The following is an 18,916-nucleotide window of genomic DNA, read 5'->3' on the forward strand; positions in this document are numbered from 1 at the left end:
TCGAAATCTGGCGAAGCCGGCCTCGTACAGATCCTTTGGCGGGTCCGCGCTTACGGCGATGCGGCGGCCCAAGGCCGCCGCAGCCGCATCGGGACGCCGCCGCCGGGCGGCGGGTCGTCGTCGTCATCGAGCTTGCGTAGCGCGGTGAGGATGTCCGCGAGCCGGAGCGGCCGATCGATGCCCGGAATCTCGCGCAGCGCCGGGTGGGATTCGACGGCGTACATGTCCGAGGCCCACGATGACAAGATGATCCGCTTCTCCGCCGTGGAGAGCTTGCCGTCGTCGAGGACGGCGCTTGGCGATGCATAATGCGCGGCGGGATGGAACAGCGCGCCGAGACCGCCGATGGTCGCATTGGCATTGGTCATCTCTTGTCTCCCCTACACTCCTTTCGAAGGGATGTTCGACCGGCGGATGGCGATCCGCTCGCCATCCGCCATGGTCGTTGTGGAATGCGTTCGACGGGCCTAGGCCGCCTTCTTCTGCTCGATCTGCGGTGACGTAGCCCCCGCGATCTGGATCCGACGCGGCTTCATGGCCTCCGGAATCTCGCGCAGGAGATCGATGACCAGGAGACCGTCCTGGAAAGCGGCCTGCTTGACCTGGACGTAGTCGGCGAGATTGAACACGCGGCGGAACGGACGCGCGGCGATCCCCTGATAGAGATATTCGCGGGTGGCGCTGTCGGGCTTCCGGCCCTCGATGGTGAGTGCGTTCTGTTCGGCAGTCACGCTGATGTCGTTGACGCCGAAGCCCGCCACGGCCAGCGTGATCCGGTATTGGTCTTCGCCGGAGCGCTCGATGTTGTAGGGCGGATAATTGTCTTCGCCAGCCTGGCGCAGCGTGCTGTCGACGAGGTCGGCCAGATGGTCGAAGCCGATGGTGGAGCGCCACAGCGGCGCGAAGTCAAAGGTGGTCCTCATACCAAGTCCTCCAAAGAGCAAGATGGATACGAAGGAGCGCCGTTAGGGAATCGGAAACGGATCCGAAGACCCCGGCCCGGCGCCCGCGCCGGACCCGATCGGGCATCCGGCACACCGCTCTCGCGGCGAAAAACGACTTAGAGCGCCGCAAGGACCTTGCAAGAGGGACGTGCAAGTTTTTTTTGGTGCCCTGGGCGTCGTCAAGGAAGCGACGAGAGAGGGGTCTTGACAGGAAATCGAGCTTGAATATTTTTTGCGCCGGAAGATGCTTCTTCCGACACCGCAAATTCGAAAAGGACCGTGATAGACCGTCAGGAGTGACGACGATGCTCGATCAGGATTTCGCCCGCATCCGCGCGCACCGCAACAACCTCTTTCGTTATCGACGCCTGCTCAAGACTGAGCTGTCGGACATTGAGCGCCAGTTTATCGAACGACGCCTCGCCGAGGAGCAGACCGCGCGCGAGGCTCTCGCCGCCGATGCCTTCCCGCCCGCATTCACGGTTCCGAACACGCCATCGGCCATTGCCGCGACCGGAGCGGAACGATGAGTGACGTCCGCAACCTCCTCATCAGGGGCAGCGAGAAGGTGATCGGGCATTATCGCGTGTTGCTGGCCGGTGCCAGAAGCGCGAGCGAACGCGAGCTCTATCGCGCCCGGATCGAACGCGAGCAGCGCCTGCTTGACGATCTGCGGGGCGGGCTGCCGGAGCGATCGGCGGCGTGAGGGGAAGAGCTACGCCAGCGCGGCCGACAATTTGCGCATCACCCGGTCGAGCACCACCACCTCCTCGGCGGTCAGCGCCCCAAGCAGCTTCGTCTCCCGCGCCAATGCGTAGGGCACGATCTTGCGATAAAGCGCGCGACCGGCCGGGGTCAGCGCGACGATCAGCTCGCGCCGGTCGTCGGGGTAATGCTTGCGGCTGGCGATGCCGCGCGACTCCAGGCCTTGCACGGCACGGCTGACCTGCATCTTGTCGAGCGTCGTCAGCGGGCCGATCTCCTTGGTCGCGATCGCTGAACGCATGCCGAGAATGGCAAGCACGCGCCATTCCTGCCGCGTCAGCGCGAAGCGCTCGGAATAGACCTCGGCCACCGCCAGCGACACCTGCTCGGCGAGGCGCGCCAGCCGGTACGGAAAATATCGCTGCAGGTCCAGCTCGACGCCATCCTGCGCCGCTGTGGCCTTGGCTGCATTCCCGCGCGCCACGCTCGGATGTCTCATCACGCGAGTCCCGTCCGTCGATCCGCCCGGAAAATTCTTCCGAGACGGTTGATCCATATCAAATTCAGGAGATAGTAACATCTGATACCAATTTCGCAACCGCAGATCCAGGGAGCGAACGCCATGAAAATCGAGAAGATCCATCACGTCGCCTATCGCTGCGTCGACGCCAAGGCGACCGTCGAGTTCTACAAGACCGTCATGAACATGGATCTTCTCGGCGCCATTGCCGAGGACCGGGTGCCTTCGACCAAGGCGCCCGATCCCTACATGCACATTTTCCTCGACGCCGGGAACGGCAACATCCTCGCCTTCTTCGAGCTGCCGAACTCGCCGCCGATGGGCCGCGATCCCAACACGCCGGAATGGACCCAGCACATCGCCTTCCAGGTCAAGGACCTTGCCGAGCTCGAAGAGGCCAAGGCGCGCGCGGAGGCTGCCGGCCTCGACGTCGTCGGCGTCACCGACCACACCATCTTCAAGTCGATCTATTTCCGCGACCCCAGCGGGCATCGCCTGGAGATCGCGGCCTGGACCGCGACACCCGAGCAGATCGACCGCATGAAATCGGTCGCGCACGAAATGGTCGAGGAATGGTCACGCACCAAGCGTCCGCCGCGCCATACCGCCTGGATGCACGAGAAGGAATTCGCGGACGCGCATTGATCCCCGGCACGCGCATCAGGAAGCGAACATGACGAGCTACATCTATCCGAAGTTCGGCTATCGGCGTTCCCAGGAGCAGTCCGAGGGGATCGTGAAGCGGCATCCGATCGTGGTGATCGGCGCGGGTCCCATCGGCCTGACCGCGGCGCTCGACTGCGCGGCGCGCGGCCAGCCGGTCGTGGTGCTCGACGACAACGACACCGTCTCGATCGGCTCGCGCGCGGTCTGTTACGCCAAGCGTCCGCTCGAAATCTGGGACCGCCTCGGTTGCGCGGCGCCCATGGTCGAGCGCGGCGTCAGCTGGAACGTCGGCAAGGTCTTCTTCCAGGACCAGATGTCCTACCAGTTCGATCTGTTGCCCGAGGCCGGCCACCAATGGCCGGCCATGATCAATCTGCAGCAATATCATCTGGAAGAAATGCTGGTCGCCAAATGCAGGGCCAACCCGCTGATCGATCTGCGCTGGAAGCATCGCCTGATCAGCCTCAAGCAGGATGCCGACCATGCGGTGCTGGCGGTGGAGACGCCCGACGGCATCTTCACCATGGAAGCGCAATGGGTGATTGCCTGCGACGGGGCCAATTCCGACGTGCGCAAGATGGTCGGCGCCGAGTTCACGGGACAGTTCTTCCAGGACCGATTCCTGATCGCCGACGTCGCCATGAAGGCGGATTTCCCGACCGAGCGCTGGTTCTGGTTCGACCCGCCGTTCCACCGCGGCCAGTCCGTGCTGCTGCACCGGCAGGCCGACAATCTGTGGCGCATCGACTTCCAGCTCGGCTGGGAAGCCGACCCCGATGAGGAAAAAAGGCCGGAGCGGGTGATTCCGCGCATCCGCGCCATGCTCGGCGAGGACACCGAGTTCGTGCTCGAATGGGTCTCGATCTATCAGTTCGCCTGCCGGCGCATCGACAATTTCCGCCAGGGCCGGGTGCTGTTCGCGGGCGATGCCGCGCACCAGGTCTCGCCGTTCGGCGCGCGCGGCGCCAATACCGGCGTCCAGGACATCGACAATCTCGCCTGGAAACTCGCGATGGTGTTGCGCGGCGAAGCGTCGGAAGCGCTGCTCGACAGCTATCACGAGGAGCGCGCCTATGCCGCCGACGACAACATCCTGAACTCGACGCGCGCCACCGACTTCATCACGCCGAAGACGAAAGCGAGCCGTTATTTCCGTGACGCCGCGCTGGAGCTCGCCCGGCATCACGGCTTTGCGCGACCTCTGGTCAACAGCGGCCGTCTCTCGACGCCGACGCCCTATGTGACGTCGGCGCTCAACACCCCCGATGACGACGCGATGACGGGCGGCGTGCGGCCTGGCACCAATGCCGCCGATGCGCCGATCACGGCGGATGGCAAGCCCGGCTGGTTCCTCCATTGCCTCGGCGACGCATTCACGGTCATGGTTTTCGGCAAGGAGACCGACAAGACCGAGATCGCGGTGGGTCCGCTCAAAGCGAAGCTCATCGTCGTCGGCCGCGACATCGCCGACCCCTCCGGCCTGCTTGCCGAGCGTTACGGCGCTTCGCCCGGGACCACCTACCTCTTCCGCCCCGATCAATATGTCGCCGCACGCTGGACCGGATTCGACGAGGCGGGGATCGCGGATGCGATGTTGCGGGCCTCCGGGCACGACATCGCCGGACAAAAGGAGCTGGCGGCATGACGCTCAATTTGTCCCCCAACATCGCCGATCCCGACGATTTCTATGCCGAGCTGATCAACAGCCAGCGTGACCTCGACGAGGAGCAGGCGCTGCGCATGAACGCGCGGCTGATCCTGCTGCTCGCCAATCACATCGGCGACCGCAAGGTGCTCACGGAAGCGATCGGCTGCGCCCGTACCGGCGGCGGCTAGGTCGCGGCCGAGCGCGCCGGGTTGTTTCCCCCGGGCCGGCGTGCCGCGCGACGGCCATGTTGATACAGCTCAACTGGCAAAGCAGGTTTCGGCGCAGGATCATTCGCATCCAGCCGTGGAAACCGAACTATGTTTGCAAGCCATGTCGTTTGATCGGGTCCTGCGATGGGCTCTGGTTGCGATCGCAATCGCAGGATTGACTGCGGGTGCTCTCGCGCGAGCCGCGGGCCGGCCTGATCTCGCCGACCTCGCGTGGGCGCTCGGCACGGCGCCCGTGATTGCGGGATTGGCGGTCTCGATCGTCAGGGATCTCTTGAGCGGCCGCGTCGGCGTGGACGCGATCGCGCTGCTGTCGATGAGTGCGGCCCTGGCGCTCGGACAGCCGCTCGCCGGCGCCGTGGTCGCGCTGATGTACTCCGGCGGCAACGTGCTGGAGGAGATCGCGGTCGCACGGGCGGAGCATGATCTGCGCTCGCTGGTTGATCGGGCGCCGCGGCAAGTGCATCGCAAATCCGGCGAGCGGATCGAGGATGCTCCGGTCGAGGACGTCGCGGTCGGTGAAGAGCTTTTGGTCAAGGCCGGCGAAATCGTACCGGTCGACGGTGTCGTTGCGTCGGCCTCTGCCACCATCGACGAATCTACGGTGACCGGCGAACCGATTCCGGTGGAGAAGACGCGCGGAACCGCCGTTCTTTCCGGTTCTCTGAACGCGGGCGAGACCTTCCAATTGACCGTGACGGCGGTGGCCAGCGAGAGTACTTACGCCGGCATCGTGCGCATGGTGACTGCGGCGCAGACTGCGAAAGCCCCCTTCGTGCGGATGGCCGACCGCTATGCGCTGATATTTCTGCCGCTGACACTCGTCATCGCCTTCGTGGCATGGCGCATCTCCGGCGACTTGACCCGCAGCCTTGCCGTGCTGGTGGCGGCGACGCCTTGCCCCCTGATTCTGGCCGCACCCGTCGCCTTCATCGCCGGGGTGGCGCAGGCGGCCCGCCGCGGCATCCTGGCCAAGGGCGGGAGCGCGCTGGAGTCGCTGGCCCGTGCGCACACCGTGCTGTTCGACAAGACCGGGACCCTGACGGTGGGCGGAGCACGGTTGCTGTCCGTCGAAGTCGCGCCGGGCGAGGATCCGGATGAGGTCCTCAGGCTCGGAGCGTCGCTCGAGCAAGCGTCGCATCACGTGCTTGCGAAGGCCGTCGTTGCCGCGGCCCTCGATCGCGGGCTCAAGCTGGAGCCCCCCGAACAAGTCAAGGAGATCATGGGGTCCGGCCTCGGCGGCCAGATCGGCGGACGCCACGTCGTGGCGGGCTCGCGAGAGATGCTTCTCTCGCATGCCGAGCTGTCGCCATGGGAGTTGCGGGCGATAAGACGTGCCTCGTGGCGCTCGGCGCTGATCGTCTTCGTCGCGGTGGACGGCCGCCTGATCGGTGCACTGCTGCTGGCCGACGAGTTGCGGGCCGACACGCCACGCGCGATCCGGCTGCTGCGCGACGCCGGCATCGCGCGGATGGTGATGGTCACCGGTGATCGCGCCGCAGCGGCGCAGGCCATCGGAGCGGCGCTCGATCTCGATGCCGTGCTGGCTGACCGCGTCCCTGCGGACAAGGTCGAAGCGGTGCGGAGCGAGCAGCGGCTGCATCCGACCATCATGGTCGGCGACGGCATCAATGACGCCCCGGCGCTGGCCATGGCTGATACCGGAATCGCGCTCGGCGCGCGTGGTGCAAGCGCCTCCTCCGAGGCGGCAGATGTGGTGATTCTCACGGACCGGCTGGATCGGGTCGGCGAAGCGATCATCATCGCGCAGCGGACGCGGCGCATTGCCCTGCAGAGCATCTTCGCCGGGATGGGATTGTCGTTGGTCGCCATGGTCGCGGCGGCCTTTGGCTGGCTCGATCCCGTGCCCGCCGCGATTGTCCAGGAGGTGATCGATGTCGCCGTCATCCTGAACGCGCTGCGGGCGCTCAAGCCGCCCCTCGTCTGGAGTGGTCCGCGCCTCACCGCAGAGCAGGGACTTACGTTGCATCATGATCATCAGGCCTTGCTCAGGGATCTCGACCGCTTGCGCCAGATCGTCGATGCGCTCGACGACGCGGTGCCCGAATCCGTCGCTGCCTTGATCGGCGAGGCCGACCGGCTGGTCCAGAGCAGCGTCGTGATGCACGAACGCGAGGATGAAGACAGCGTCTATCCGAAGCTCACGGAGGTGCTGCGCGACCGCCACGGGCTCTCCGCCATGAGCCGCGCGCATCGCGAGATCCTGCATCTCGCGCGGTTGCTCGCCCGGATCGCGGAGGACCTGCCGTCCGAGAAGATCGATCGCTACCTCGTTCGCGACGCCCAGCGGGTGATCGAGGCGATCGAAACGCTGGTGCGCATGCACACGGCCCAGGAGGAAGATATCTACGAGGCCGTCGCCGCATAGGCGACAACCGCTGGCGCTTCCCAACTTGCCCCGGCGGCCAGTCCCTGTAATCTGCACCAAACGACAGGGAAGGATTCTATGGGAGGAGTCTTGGAGGGGGTGCGGGTGCTCGATTTCGGGCGCTATATCGCAGGGCCCTATTGCGCGACCTTGCTGGCCGAATTCGGCGCCGAGGTCATTCGCGTCGAGAAGCGCGAGGGCAGCGAGGATCGCTTCGTCGCGCCGGTCGGCGAAGGCGGCGAGGGCGCGCTGTTCCTCCAAATCAACCGCAACAAGAAGTGCGTCACGCTCGATCCGATGAAGCCGGAGGGCCAGGAGGTGATGCGCCGCCTGGTCGCGACCGCGGATGTCGTCGTCGCCAATTTGCCGCCGCAGACCTTGCGTGCGATGAAGCTCGACTACGAGTCCTTGAAGGCGATCAAGCCCGACATCATCCTGACGACGGCGACTGCGTTCGGCGGTCCGGGGCCGTGGTCCGACCGGGTCGGTTTCGACGGCGTCGGGCAGGTCATGTCGGGATCGGTGTACATGACCGGCGCCGGCGACCCGCCGTATCGCGCCGCGGTGAACTGGGTCGATTTCGGCACCGCGCTGCACTGCGCATTCGGCACGCTCGCAGCGCTGATCGAGCGCGGCAAATCCGGGCGTGGGCAGGTCGTCGAGGGCGCGCTGCTCGCAACCGCGCTGTCCTTCACCAATGCGACGCTGATCGAGCAGGCGGTGATCAACGTCAATCGCGTGCCGACGGGGAATCTCGGCCAGACCGCGGCGCCCGCCGACATCTACCGCACGCGGGACGGCTGGGTGCTGTGCCAGGTCACGGGACATCCGCTGTTCAAGCGCTGGGCGAGGTTGATGGGCGAGGAGGAATTTTGGCTGAACGATCCGCGCTTCGCCGACGACATCAGCCGCGGCAACAACGGCCCTGTCATCAGCGAGCGGATGGCGCGCTGGTGTGCCGAGCGCACCACGCAGGAAGCCGTCGACGCGCTGGGACGTGCGATGATCCCGACCGGGCCCGTGCTCTCACCGCAACAGGCGCTGGATCATCCGCACATCCGCGCCGCCGGCTTCATGCAGGACGTCGATTATCCCGGTCTGCCGAAGCCCGCCCCGGTGACGCGTGCTGCGGTCCGGCTGTCGGAAACGCCGGGTGAGATTGCGAGCCGACCGCCGACGCTCGGGGAACATACCGATCTGGTTCTCGCCGAGCTCGGTTACGGCAAGGCGGAGATCGCGGCGCTGCGGCAAGGCGGTGCCATCTAGTTCGACGCCAGCGCAGTCTTGGCCACTTCCGCCATCCAGCCGGAGGCGACCGGCAGGATCGCGTCGTTGAAATCGTAGCGCGGGCCGTGCAGTTCGGCGCCGTCACGCAATTCACCATTGCCGATCCAGACGAAGGCGCCCGGCCGCTGCTGGAGATAGTGGGCAAAATCCTCGCCGGCCATGCTGGGCGCGAGGTCGCGCCGCAGCTCGGCCTGCACCTTCTCGGCGGCGATCCGCGCAAGGTCCGCCTCATCAGGCGTGTTGACCACGACGCCGACGCCCATCACGATCTCGGGCGTCACCTTGACGCCCAAGCTCGTCGCAATCCCGGCGCAGGTCCGCTCGATGCCGTCGAGGATGACGTCCTTGACCGCCTCGCGATGGAACCGCAGCGTGCCGCGGATGGTGACGCGTCCCGCGATCTGGTTCGGCGCGGTGCCGCCTTCGATGGTGCAGAGCGAGAGCACGGCGGTATCGAGCGGATCGACGCTGCGCGAGGTGATCGACTGCAGCGCCACGATCAGATGGCCGGCCGCCACCACCGGATCGCGCGTCAGATGCGGCATGCCGGCATGGCCGGCATGACCCTCGATGACGATGGTGATGCGCCCGCCGGAAGCCATGACGACGCCGTCGTGCACGGCGATGGTGCCGGCGGCAAGGCCCGGCCAGTTGTGGAAGCCGAACACGCGCTCCATCGGAAAGCGGTCGAACAGCCCGGCCGCGACCATCGCGCGCGAGCCGCCAAAGCCTTCCTCGGCCGGCTGGAAGATGAAATCGACCGTGCCGCTCCAGCTGCTGTCGGCAGCGAGCAGCGCGGCGGCACCGAGCAGCGAGGCGGTGTGCCCGTCATGGCCGCAGGCATGCATCACGCCTGATGTCCTGGAAGCGTAGGCAAGCCCGGTGTCCTCGGTGATCGGCAGCGCATCCATGTCGGCGCGCAGGCCGACCCGCCTTTGCGCATGTCCGCGCGTCAGGGTCGCGACGACGCCATGGCCGCCGATGCCGGCCTCGAAGGGAATGCCGAGCTCGGTGAGCTTCTCCTGTACGAAGGCAGCGGTCTCCTTCTCCTGGAGCGACAGCTCCGGGTGCGCATGAAGGTGCCGGCGCCATTCAGTCAGTTTCTGGTGCAGTTCGGGTGTCAAGGGAGGCGTCTCTCGCAGGGTCTCGGTTGCCGTCACCATAGCGGATTATCCGCGGCATGCATCACGCGTTAGGGAATGGCTCGCGTGCGGCAAGAGTCCGCTGGTGGTCGGTTCCAATGAACGGAGCCGCGAGGTCCCCTTCACCTCTCCCGCAAGCGGGAGAGGGGGCGCATCTCGCTCGTCGTCGCTCGATCCTAAGCCCTCAGCTTCGCCAGCCCTTCCCAATCGAAGCTGATGCCGTGCCCGGGGCGGTCCGGCGCCAGCGCCTTGCCGTCCTGAAGCACCAGCGGGTGCTCGATGTAGGTGTCCAGCCCGAAGCCGTGCGCCTCCAGATAGGAGCGGTTCGGGCAGGCCGCGAGCAGATGCACGGTGATGTCGTGCGCGCCGTGGCTGGTGACGGGCAGGTTGAACGCTTCCGCCAGCCGCGCGATCTTCATGAAGGCGCTGACGCCGCCGCAATTGGTGACGTCAGGCTCCGGATACGACACCGCGCCCGCCGCGATGTAGTTCTTGAACTCCCACAGCGAGCGCAAATTCTCGCCGGCCGCGATCGGAACGCCACCTTCCTGCATGATGCGCGCGTGGCCGGCGACGTCGTCGGGAATGATCGGTTCCTCGAGCCAGGTGAGGTCGTAGGGAACGAAGGCGCGCGCGGCGCGGATGGCCTCTTCGACCGTCCATTTCATGTTGGCGTCCACCATCAGCGGAAAGCCGTCGCCGAGATGCTGCCGCATCGCGGCGACCTTGGCGAGGTCGGATTTCAGGTCGGGCCGGCCGACCTTCATCTTGATGGCGCGGAAGCCTTTGGCGAGATTGCCGTCGGTCTGCTTGATCAGTTCGTCCGCGGAGAGATCGAGGTCGATGCCGCCGGCATAGCACGGCACGCGCGCATCGAACCCGCCGAGCAATTGGTACAGCGGCAGCTTGGCGCGCCGCGCCTTCAGATCCCACAGCGCGATGTCGAGCGCGGACAGCGCCAGCACCACCGGCCCGCCGCGTCCGCCATAGTGTTGCGCCCACCAGACGTGATGCCAGATCGCTTCGGTATAGTCAGCCTCGCGTCCCTCGACCAGCGGGCTGATTTCGCGCCTGAGGATGTCCGCGACCGCGCCGCCGTTGCGGCCCACGGTGTAGGTGTAGCCCACGCCCTCGGCGCCATCGGCATCGCGGATGCGGCAGGTGATCAGCTCGAACGCGGTGATCTCGCCATGCGTGGAGTCGGAGAGTGTGACGGGGAGGGGGATCCGATAGAGGGCGGATTCGATGTTTGCGATAAGCGGCATGGTGCCTCCCTGCTTCTTCTTTTCTGGTAGGGTGGGTTAGCTGAGCAGATGCGCGTAGCGTATCTGCTCGGCGTAACCCACCACTTCTGTTTCCACGGTGAAAAAGTTGGTGGGTTACGCCGTCGACTGCGCTTCGCGCATCCGCCGTCTAACCCACCCTACGCACCGCAAATTCATCGCATCGTTGCAATCTGCACCGCCAGCGCGCAGGCGCGGTCATATTCGTCGAGATTGATCCACTCGTCGATCGTGTGGGCCTCGTTCTGGCCGGCACCGAAGGTCACGGTCGGAATGCCGTGACGTACCATCCAGTTGGCATCGAGGCCGCCATTGGCAGTGCGCACGTTCGGAGTGCCGCCGACCGCGGACACCGCCTCGACCGCGCGCTTGATCACAGGCTGGCTGTCCTTCATGCGGAACGGAAAATAGTCGGTCTCGGCCTTGAACTTGACCTTGCCGGACTTGCCTTGCGCATTGGTCACCTTCTTGGCCGCCTTCTCGAACGCGGCCTTGTAGGCCTTGGTGATCTCCTTGAAGAACTTGCCGTCGTGGCTGCGGCTTTCGCCGCGCACATGCACGTAATCGGTGACGACATTGGTGGCATCGCCCGCCGGGCGGCCTTCGCCGCCGGTGACGGGGCCGACATTGCTGGTGCCCATCCGCGCGCTCGCGCCCTTGCCTTTGACGACCTTGCCGAACCAGCCGCCAGCCTTCACCTCGGCAAGCGCCAGCGCCATGATCATGGTCGAGGAGATGCCGCGCTCCGGCGCGACGCCGGCATGCGAGGCGCGGCCAAAAATCTCGACGCTCCAGCGGTCGGCGCCGACCGCGCCGATGACGACATTGGAAGCCGAGCCGCCGTCATAGTTGAACGCCATCACCGGCGAGCCCAGTTCGTCCAGCTTGACGTGGCGCGCGCCGTAGAGCCCGCTCTCCTCGCGGACGCAGAACAACAGCGTGATCGGCGGATGGTCGAGCTTGTGCTTCTCGAGTTCGGCCGCCAGCGTCACCAGCACGCCGCAGCCGCAGCGGTTGTCGCCGCCGAGCGCGGTCCTGGCTTCGTTGACGATCTTGCGGCCGGACTTCTTCGGTTTGGCGCCGGCGCAGAGCGGCACGGTGTCCATATGGGTCATGAACATGATACGCGGCTGGTTATGCAGCGCGCCGCGGCCGGGCAGGTCGACGATGAGGTTACCGGTCTCGGTCGGAACCGGAATGCGCGTGTTGGCATCGTCGAGCCGGATCGCCTTCGCCGGCACGCCGCTTTCCTTCAGCGCGGCGCTGAGCTCACGCCCGATCGCCGCCTCCTGCCCGGTCACGCCCTCGACGGCGAGGAAGCGCATGAGGCGGTCGGTGGCGGCTTTGGTGTCGACAGGCATGAGGGTCTTTCCTTTGGATGCGGTTCCCCAGCATCCTTTGGAGCGGCCTGTTTCGCAAGCCGACCTCAACGCATGAACGAGGGCGCTGCGTTGCTGTCCGTGCATGGTGCCAGAGCCGGCCTCGCCGCCGCGGCACGCACCTCAAGTGAGCGGGTTGCGCTTCAGTTGGCTCAGCTCATTCTTCACCGTGCCGTAGCACTCGCAAGCTATGGCTTCCAGTTTTATGGCATCCGTGATCAGGATCCGACCTCGGTTGAAGCGTATCGCGCCCTTTTTCTGGAGTTCGGCGGCCACGTAAGACACGGCATTCCGTCTCACGCCCAGCATTTGTCCGAGAAATTCCTGGGTGAAGTCCAGTTCGTCGCAACCGCCGGCGTCCTTGGCGCGCAGCAGCCACCGTGCAAGCCGGGCCATGGCGGGATGAGATGCGATGCATCCGGCCGACTGCTGCGCCTGCACGAATATCGCCTGCTCATGTCTTATGAGGATCGCACGCAGCGTTGGACTTTGGTCCGCCGCCTCCTTGAGACGCCTTATTGGCATCGCAGAACAGGTGCCCGGCGATTGTATGACGGCGGTGGTCAGAGCCGTGGGGCCTGCAAGCGCGGCTGACGCTCCGAACACGCTGTCCCTGCCGATCATTGCGATCTCGGTGGCCTCGCCTCCGGTCAGGCGCACGACCAGCGAAATGACCCCGCTATGGGGAAAATAGGCATCGACCAGATCGTCTCCCGCAGCCACAAGCTCCGCTGCGTGAACAAGCTGGGTGGTTCTGAGATGGCCGCCGACCAGGTCAAAATCGTCGCGGCTCAAATGCGCCAGCAATCGATTGGGTGAACGCTGGACAAACTCCATGGCGGCCTCCGGCCTAAAGGCGGGAGCGCTATTGGTCTCTCTGTCGTCGACGCCCAATATTCGCAGTCAACAATACAACGAATATGGGTGCTGTTGCTGAAAGAAGCAAGCTCCCGGGAGCGCGGGCCTTATATCGGCACGGTTCCATACGCACCCATGCGTGCAGAAACGACAGCCCGTAGCGGGGCACCACCCCGCCGGTTGCGGAGTTTATTCCGTGCACGGTCTGGTGCAGACGCAAAATAGCCTTTGTCTCAGAATCGCAATGATTCGTTTTGCAAGAGGCTGAATTGCCCGCAGGTCATTTGAAATGCAGGGGGAACATGGATGTCGCGCATTCTCGTGGTCGACGACGACTGGCTGGTATGTTCGGCGATCAAGGCGGTGCTCAAAACGGCAGGCCATAAAGTCGTCATCGCTGATGGCGCCACGTCCGGACTGAAGGCGCTGAAGGAAACTCCCTTCGATCTGATGGTTGTCGATATTTTCATGCCGCACATGCACGGCCTTGAATCCATAAGCCTGTTTCACAAGAGCGCGCCGAGCGTCCCGCTTGTCGCGATATCCGACTACGTGTTTGCCGAGCCGCGAACACAGGCGCCGGAATTTCTGCTGATGGCTCTCAAGCTCGGCGCGTCCCATTGTTTGAAGAAGCCCTTCACGACCAGCGCGCTGCTGTACATCGTCGGGGAGTGCCTGGAGACAGCCGTCGCCTCTGAACTTGTGGCACAGGGCACCTGAATGCCCGCAGCCTGCTGTTCGCGAAAACGAAAGTTCGAGAGCAGCACGACTTCGGCAACCAGAACAAGCCGTCGTTGCTTCGGCATCGTCAGGACCGAGAAGACGCGAACGCAGTCCGAAGGAATTCATGCGCATTCTTGTTATTGACGACGAACTGGCCGTTCGTGCCACCATTTCGATGGCTCTGCGCTTCAAGGGATTTGAGGCGGTGGCAGTTGAAAGTCTGGCTGCCGGTCTGCGCGAGTTGAACGGTTCGAACTTCGACCTGGCGATCGTCGACATGTTCGTGCGGGGCGTCATGACTGGCGTCGCTGCAATACGCGCGTTGCGCGAACGCGCGCCGGGCGTGTCGATCATAGCGATATCGGGAGTGACGGCGATGGAGCTCGACGCGCAGGATCCGGACATGAACGATGTGAAATTCCTGTCCAAGCCGTTCCGCCCCAACGAATTGGTGCGCGCGATTGACGAAGCAGTTCGCGCCCGTCCGAGTGTTGCCACGGAGCGTGGTCCATCGGAAGAAAACCGCGAACAGCTTTTTGTCGCAGCGGTCGAATCTTCGGACGACGCGATCATTACGAAGAGTCTCGATGGAATCATCACCGGATGGAATCACGCTGCACAGATCTTGTTCGGGTTCGCCCCATCGGAAGCCATTGGCCAGAGCATCGACATCATCGTGCCGGAGGAATTGCGCTCCGAGGTTCGAACAATCCTGGCAAAAATCAGGAACGGCGAGAAAATCAGTCATCACGATACGGTCCGGATGACAAAGGACGGGCGGCGAATCGGCGTCTCTCTCAGTGTTTCGGCCGTGAAATCCCGTTCGGGCGCCATCATCGGAGCCGCCAAGGTCGCCCGCGACAACACCGCGAAATTGCGCGAACACAAGGCCCTGCTCGAGAGCGAGCAGTTGGCGCAAGCCATCATCGAATCATCACTCGATGCCTTCGTCCAGCTCGACCATGCCGGTACGATTCTGCGCTGGTCTCCGAACGCCGAGTCCATGTTGGGCTGGTCTCGAGGTGAAGCTGTCGGACGCCATCTGCGCGATCTGATCATGCCGGAGGACCGGCGCGCGGCGGATATGCAAAGATTGAACGAGTTTCTGCAGGAGTTCGAAAAGGGCCTGCCTGGGTGGCGCTACGAGTCTCCATCGTTGCGGCGCGACGGCACCGAAATCTTGACGGAGGTCTCGTTGACTGCGCTCCGTCGCGATCAGGGCTACATCATCAATGGTTTCGTGAGAGACATAACCGAAAGGCGCGCTGCGGAGGAGCAACTCACACAGGCCCAGAAGATGGAGTCGGTCGGCCAGTTGACTGGCGGCATCGCCCACGATTTCAACAATATGCTCGCGGTTATCACGGGGACGGTCGACATATTGGCAACGGGAGTCGCCGATCGAACCGATCTTGCGGGAATCGTGAAATTGATCAGCGATGCTGCGGACCGTGGCGCGGAGCTGACCTCGCGGCTGCTGGCCTTTTCCCGTCAGCAGCCCTTGCAGCCGCGTGCGGTGGACGTCAACCATCTGGTGGCGGACGTCGCTAGGTTTTTGCGTCCCACTTTGGGCGAAGAGATCGAAATCAGCATGACCTCGACGGCGGAAGCCTGCGCGGCGCTGGTCGATCCGAACCAGCTCAGTGCAGCCATTGTAAATCTGGCCATCAATGCGCGCGACGCCATGCCGCAAGGCGGCAAACTCGAAATCCAGACGAGCAACATCGTGTTTGACCCGGGTGAGGTCAAGTCGGACGACGACGTTCCGTCGGGCGACTACGTGCTCATCGCAATTAGCGATACCGGTATCGGTATTCCGCCGGCACTGCTGACTAAGGTGTTCGAGCCGTTCTTCACGACGAAGGAGGCCGGCGCGGGAACGGGTTTGGGATTGAGCATGGTCTACGGCTTCGTCAAACAATCCGGGGGGCAAATCCGGATTTACAGCGAGGAAGGATGCGGCACGACATTCAAGATCTTTCTGCCAAGGGCAGGCCGGACGGCGGATCTGGCTTCCGACCAGTTGCAGGAGATATTCGAGGGCGGATCGGAAACAATTCTTGCGGTGGAGGACAATGACGCCGTCCGTAGGTCGGTGATCGCTCAACTTCGATTGCTCGGTTACAGGACTCTGCTCGCCGCCAACGCAACAGAGGCCCTCGCAATCGTGGATGAGGGCGCGGCCTTCGATCTCTTGTTCACGGACGTGATCATGCCCGGACCAATGAACGGCACCCAATTGGCTCTGGAGGTTGCCCGGCGTCGGCCCTCGGTCAAGGTGCTGTTCACATCGGGCTATCCGCAAGACGCGCTGAGCCATCAGGGGCGAATTGACCCGGGCGTGTTGCTGCTCTCCAAGCCCTATCGGCGGGCAGACCTCGCACGAATGCTCCGTTTGGCGATAGAGAACAAGGCCGAATTGGTTGCCGTCGGATGATGGTGCAGAGATTGCTTCAGGCGCGACGAAATCGCTGAAGACATTCGCAGGTAGCTCGTCTATCTCAAGAACGCGGCGACGTCGTGTAAGTCAGAAACAACAGCACGCCGACAGCGAGCATCGCCGCCATGAATAGGAGCACCGCCGGCAGCCCGGCGAGCGCCGCCACCGCTCCCGTCAGCGACTGCATCAAGGCCGCACCGAGAAAGAAGGCGAGGTTCACGGCCGCCAGCGCCTTGCCCGCCATCTGCGCGTCGACCAGCTGCCGCGACATGCCGAACAGCAGCGGCTGGGCGGATGTCGCAAGGCCGATCAGCACGAACAGCACGAGGTCGTATTGCGACGGCATCACGGTCATGCCTGACAGCACGGACACCGCGTAATGCGGCGCCCCGAGCGCCATCAGCGCCAGCAGCAACGCCCCGACCATGTGCGAGCCTGCCACCAGCGCGCGGCGGCGGCCGAGCCTGCGGTCGATCATGCCGATGCACAATGGCCCCGCGATCATCGCCAGCGTGAATGCGCCGAGCTGATTGCCGGCTTCGACCCGCGACAAGCCCTTCACGTCCATCAGCCACGGGCCGCCCCACAGGCCGCGCAGCACCAATGATGTCGCCAGCGACACCAGCGCGAGCGCGATCAACCCGCGCAGGGGGCGCGAAAGGCCGAGCCTGAGCACCTCGATCATCTGCGACAAGGGCGAGGACTCGTCCTTGTGCTCGGCCGGCTGCTGCGGCACCAGCGCGAACACCGCGAGCGCCACTGCAACGCCGCCGAGAGCGGATATCCAGTATCCCGCGCGCCAGCCGCAAGCGTCGATCACGAAGGCTAGCGGGCTCGACGACAACAGCATGCCGATATTGCCGATCGAGAGGATCGCGCCGGACCACAGCCCGAACCGGGCCGCCGACAATTGCTTGGCCGCCAGCGTCATCGGGCACATCAGCATGCCCGAGGTGGCGACCCCCAGCATGAACTGCCCGACAGCAAAGCTCGCGGCCCCCGTGGCAAATCCCGACGCCACCGCGCCGAGCACGGTTCCCGCGAGCAGGCTTAGCGACACCGGCCGCACGCCGAACCGATCCATCGCAGCCCCGACCGGGATCTGCGCTGCGGCGAACGCGAACGGATAGATCGAGGTGAGGCTCGCCAGCGCCTGCGGCTCGATGTGGAAATCCGCCGCCATCAGGTCGAGGCTCACCGCGGGAATGGTGCGCAGCAAGGTGGAGAGCATGTGACCGCAGGCGAGCGCGAGCAGCGCGAAGATCAGCGCGCGGGTGGCCGTGCCCGCGTCGTCGGCAGCAGTCTCCATGAGTGTCTCGTCCCGGCTGGTTTTAGGTGGGATTACAGGATTGGGGCGGAGGGCTCAACCCATCCTACGAGCTACTCCTGCATGAAGCGTCGAGCAGGAAGCGGACATGTTGCGACAGAATGTTTGTTGCATTGGCAAACCGTCCCTGATCGCCGACAACCAGGTCGTAGGCCGGAAGGAACTGCGTAATGAATTGCTCTTAAGAGCACTTATTGCTGGTTTATGTTCTCTCAAGAGCGTTTTTGCGCAGTTTTCTCCTCGCGGCCTACCGGAATTTCGCCGTCTCCGTCAGCAGCTTCCCTGCCTCGTCGAGCAGCTCCCGGATCGCCCGTCGCTCCGCGATCTGCTCGCGCGTGAAGGCGCCATGCTTTTGCGCATTGCGGTTTGCCCTCGGCGCGCCCGATCCGGGCGCGCCGCCGTGCATGCGGCAGCGGAGCCTGCCGCGCATCGCGGGCGCGCGGCAGGCGTGGCCTTCGCGGGTGCCGGCGCCGCAGCGCGGGCTCGCCGCCATCGCGCGCGTGTTGCGGGTGTGACCGGCGATCACGCGGTGGCGCCTTGTATGGCTGCGGTCGGTCCCGCGTCCGTCGCGGTGCCCGGCTCGGCAGCGATCAGATTCGCCTGTTGCGTGACATTCCCCACGATCGCGCTGCCGCCATCCTGCACCGACAGGTTCTGCACCGTGATCTGACGATCGCCGTTGCCGCGGTGACGATTGAGGGCTTCCATCTGGGCGGTGAAGGAGCGGGCCAGCCGGGTCAAGATGCGGGAGATGCCCTCTTGCTCCGGAAGCGCTTCGGCGAAGGCGAGGCGGCAGGTAAAGCGCATGGTCGCGACGTGGACGGACACCATCTGCGCCGTCAGCATGGCCTCGAGCGAATCCCGAGGCGCGATGCTCTTCATCATCGAGATCATGAAGGCCAGATTGTCCTCATCCGGCTTCCGCAGGATCACGCTGGCCTTCATCAATTGCTTGAGGATGCCGTGCAGGGCGTCCTGGTCGACCGCACCGAGCGCCTCGGCCAACAGGCGCTCTCCGGTCTCTACGTCCGGATGCTGAATTGCGATCCGCTGTTCACTGAGCTTGACCCGCGGAGTAGGCCTGCTGGCGTATCTGGCGATTGGTGTCGTGCTGTTGCGTGTCATGGCTGTCGTCATGTCGATGTCTCCCTTGGGCCCACGGCACACGCGAGAGGGCTCCGCCAATGCGAAACCGGCACGCGTATTCACCGTGCGGCGGTGGCGTTTCAGATGTCGATGCTGGGCTTGTGCGCGACCGAAATGAGTCCCACATGGCCGTGGAGGCCGGGTGCTGACGCGTATCGCGATGATGGCATTATGCCCCTGTTTTGCCCGACGAGTCAAAATTGATTTCGTAACATCCGAAGCTTGTGGCCTG

Annotated in this window: 19 protein-coding genes; 9 read left to right on the forward strand and 10 right to left on the reverse strand. The window is 64.5% G+C overall.

Features of this window, described 5'->3' with window-relative positions:
• Nucleotides 1-50: 50 nt before the first annotated feature.
• Together CIT40_RS09700 and CIT40_RS09705 are read right to left on the reverse strand one after the other, a co-directional pair.
• Nucleotides 51-368, reverse strand: coding sequence for a hypothetical protein (locus CIT40_RS09700; protein ID WP_094892230.1), 318 nt, complete (start codon nt 366-368; stop codon nt 51-53).
• 99 nt (nt 369-467) lie between these two features.
• Nucleotides 468-923, reverse strand: coding sequence for an Hsp20 family protein (locus CIT40_RS09705; protein WP_094892231.1), 456 nt, complete (start codon nt 921-923; stop codon nt 468-470).
• Between the two features lie 326 nt (nt 924-1,249).
• On the opposite strand from CIT40_RS09705, the gene CIT40_RS09710 reads away from it, so the two are divergent.
• Nucleotides 1,250-1,474, forward strand: a complete 225-nt coding sequence (locus CIT40_RS09710) for a hypothetical protein (protein WP_094892395.1) — start codon at nt 1,250-1,252, stop codon at nt 1,472-1,474.
• Nucleotides 1,471-1,650: a hypothetical protein gene (locus CIT40_RS09715; protein WP_094892232.1), complete on the forward strand. Its 180-nt coding sequence runs from the start codon at nt 1,471-1,473 to the stop codon at nt 1,648-1,650. The genes CIT40_RS09710 and CIT40_RS09715 overlap by 4 nt, the downstream gene beginning before the upstream one ends.
• A gap of 9 nt (nt 1,651-1,659) precedes the next feature.
• Here the strand turns inward: CIT40_RS09715 and CIT40_RS09720 are convergent, their stop codons facing one another.
• Complete coding sequence (locus CIT40_RS09720; protein ID WP_334265245.1) at nt 1,660-2,292, reverse strand: MarR family winged helix-turn-helix transcriptional regulator; 633 nt, start codon at nt 2,290-2,292, stop codon at nt 1,660-1,662.
• On the opposite strand from CIT40_RS09720, the gene CIT40_RS09725 reads away from it, so the two are divergent.
• The 5 genes from CIT40_RS09725 (at nt 2,272) to CIT40_RS09745 (ending at nt 8,365) form a co-directional block, all read left to right on the forward strand.
• Nucleotides 2,272-2,814, forward strand: a complete 543-nt coding sequence (locus CIT40_RS09725) for a VOC family protein (RefSeq protein WP_028143158.1) — start codon at nt 2,272-2,274, stop codon at nt 2,812-2,814. The two genes, CIT40_RS09720 and CIT40_RS09725, sit on opposite strands and share 21 nt — an antisense overlap.
• Before the next feature lie 28 nt (nt 2,815-2,842).
• A complete protein-coding gene (locus tag CIT40_RS09730; protein ID WP_094892234.1) occupies nt 2,843-4,480 on the forward strand; it encodes an FAD-dependent oxidoreductase in 1,638 nt (545 codons plus the stop codon).
• Nucleotides 4,477-4,671, forward strand: a complete 195-nt coding sequence (locus CIT40_RS09735) for a DUF2783 domain-containing protein (RefSeq protein WP_094892235.1) — start codon at nt 4,477-4,479, stop codon at nt 4,669-4,671. The genes CIT40_RS09730 and CIT40_RS09735 overlap by 4 nt, the downstream gene beginning before the upstream one ends.
• A gap of 142 nt (nt 4,672-4,813) precedes the next feature.
• A complete protein-coding gene (locus CIT40_RS09740; RefSeq protein ID WP_094892236.1) occupies nt 4,814-7,099 on the forward strand; it encodes a heavy metal translocating P-type ATPase in 2,286 nt (761 codons plus the stop codon).
• A 78-nt stretch (nt 7,100-7,177) separates the two neighbouring features.
• Nucleotides 7,178-8,365, forward strand: a complete 1,188-nt coding sequence (locus tag CIT40_RS09745) for a CaiB/BaiF CoA transferase family protein (RefSeq protein WP_094892237.1) — start codon at nt 7,178-7,180, stop codon at nt 8,363-8,365.
• Here the strand turns inward: CIT40_RS09745 and CIT40_RS09750 are convergent.
• The 4 genes from CIT40_RS09750 to CIT40_RS09765 all read right to left on the reverse strand — a co-directional run bounded on the left by CIT40_RS09750 (nt 8,362) and on the right by CIT40_RS09765 (nt 13,027).
• Nucleotides 8,362-9,510, reverse strand: coding sequence for an amidohydrolase (locus tag CIT40_RS09750; protein WP_094892396.1), 1,149 nt, complete (start codon nt 9,508-9,510; stop codon nt 8,362-8,364). The genes CIT40_RS09745 and CIT40_RS09750 overlap by 4 nt on opposite strands.
• A 194-nt stretch (nt 9,511-9,704) precedes the next feature.
• Nucleotides 9,705-10,793, reverse strand: coding sequence for a mandelate racemase/muconate lactonizing enzyme family protein (locus CIT40_RS09755; protein ID WP_094892238.1), 1,089 nt, complete (start codon nt 10,791-10,793; stop codon nt 9,705-9,707).
• 173 nt (nt 10,794-10,966) lie between these two features.
• The gene (locus CIT40_RS09760; RefSeq protein WP_094892239.1) at nt 10,967-12,172 is read right to left on the reverse strand and encodes a M20/M25/M40 family metallo-hydrolase; all 1,206 of its coding nucleotides are present in this window, start codon (nt 12,170-12,172) and stop codon (nt 10,967-10,969) included.
• A gap of 141 nt (nt 12,173-12,313) precedes the next feature.
• Nucleotides 12,314-13,027, reverse strand: coding sequence for a Crp/Fnr family transcriptional regulator (locus tag CIT40_RS09765; protein WP_094892397.1), 714 nt, complete (start codon nt 13,025-13,027; stop codon nt 12,314-12,316).
• Nucleotides 13,028-13,354: 327 nt separating this feature from the next.
• Here CIT40_RS09765 and CIT40_RS09770 point away from each other — a divergent pair, with 327 nt between their 5' ends.
• Together CIT40_RS09770 and CIT40_RS09775 are read left to right on the forward strand one after the other, a co-directional pair.
• On the forward strand, nt 13,355-13,768 hold the full coding sequence (locus CIT40_RS09770; RefSeq protein WP_094892240.1) for a response regulator: 414 nt from the start codon (nt 13,355-13,357) through the stop codon (nt 13,766-13,768).
• Nucleotides 13,769-13,895: 127 nt separating this feature from the next.
• Nucleotides 13,896-16,208, forward strand: a complete 2,313-nt coding sequence (locus tag CIT40_RS09775; protein ID WP_094892241.1) for a PAS domain S-box protein — start codon at nt 13,896-13,898, stop codon at nt 16,206-16,208.
• Nucleotides 16,209-16,272: 64 nt separating this feature from the next.
• Here the strand turns inward: CIT40_RS09775 and CIT40_RS09780 are convergent, their stop codons facing one another.
• The 3 genes from CIT40_RS09780 to CIT40_RS09790 form a co-directional block, all read right to left on the reverse strand.
• Complete coding sequence (locus CIT40_RS09780; RefSeq protein WP_094892242.1) at nt 16,273-17,520, reverse strand: MFS transporter; 1,248 nt, start codon at nt 17,518-17,520, stop codon at nt 16,273-16,275.
• A 265-nt stretch (nt 17,521-17,785) separates the two neighbouring features.
• Entirely contained in the window at nt 17,786-18,064 is a 279-nt protein-coding gene (locus CIT40_RS09785) for an HGGxSTG domain-containing protein (RefSeq protein ID WP_094892243.1), read from the reverse strand.
• Nucleotides 18,061-18,675: a hypothetical protein gene (locus CIT40_RS09790; protein ID WP_094892244.1), complete on the reverse strand. Its 615-nt coding sequence runs from the start codon at nt 18,673-18,675 to the stop codon at nt 18,061-18,063. Before CIT40_RS09790 ends, CIT40_RS09785 begins: the two co-directional genes overlap by 4 nt.
• Nucleotides 18,676-18,916: the final 241 nt, after the last annotated feature.

Source organism: Bradyrhizobium amphicarpaeae (genome assembly GCF_002266435.3).
GTDB lineage: Bacteria > Pseudomonadota > Alphaproteobacteria > Rhizobiales > Xanthobacteraceae > Bradyrhizobium > Bradyrhizobium amphicarpaeae.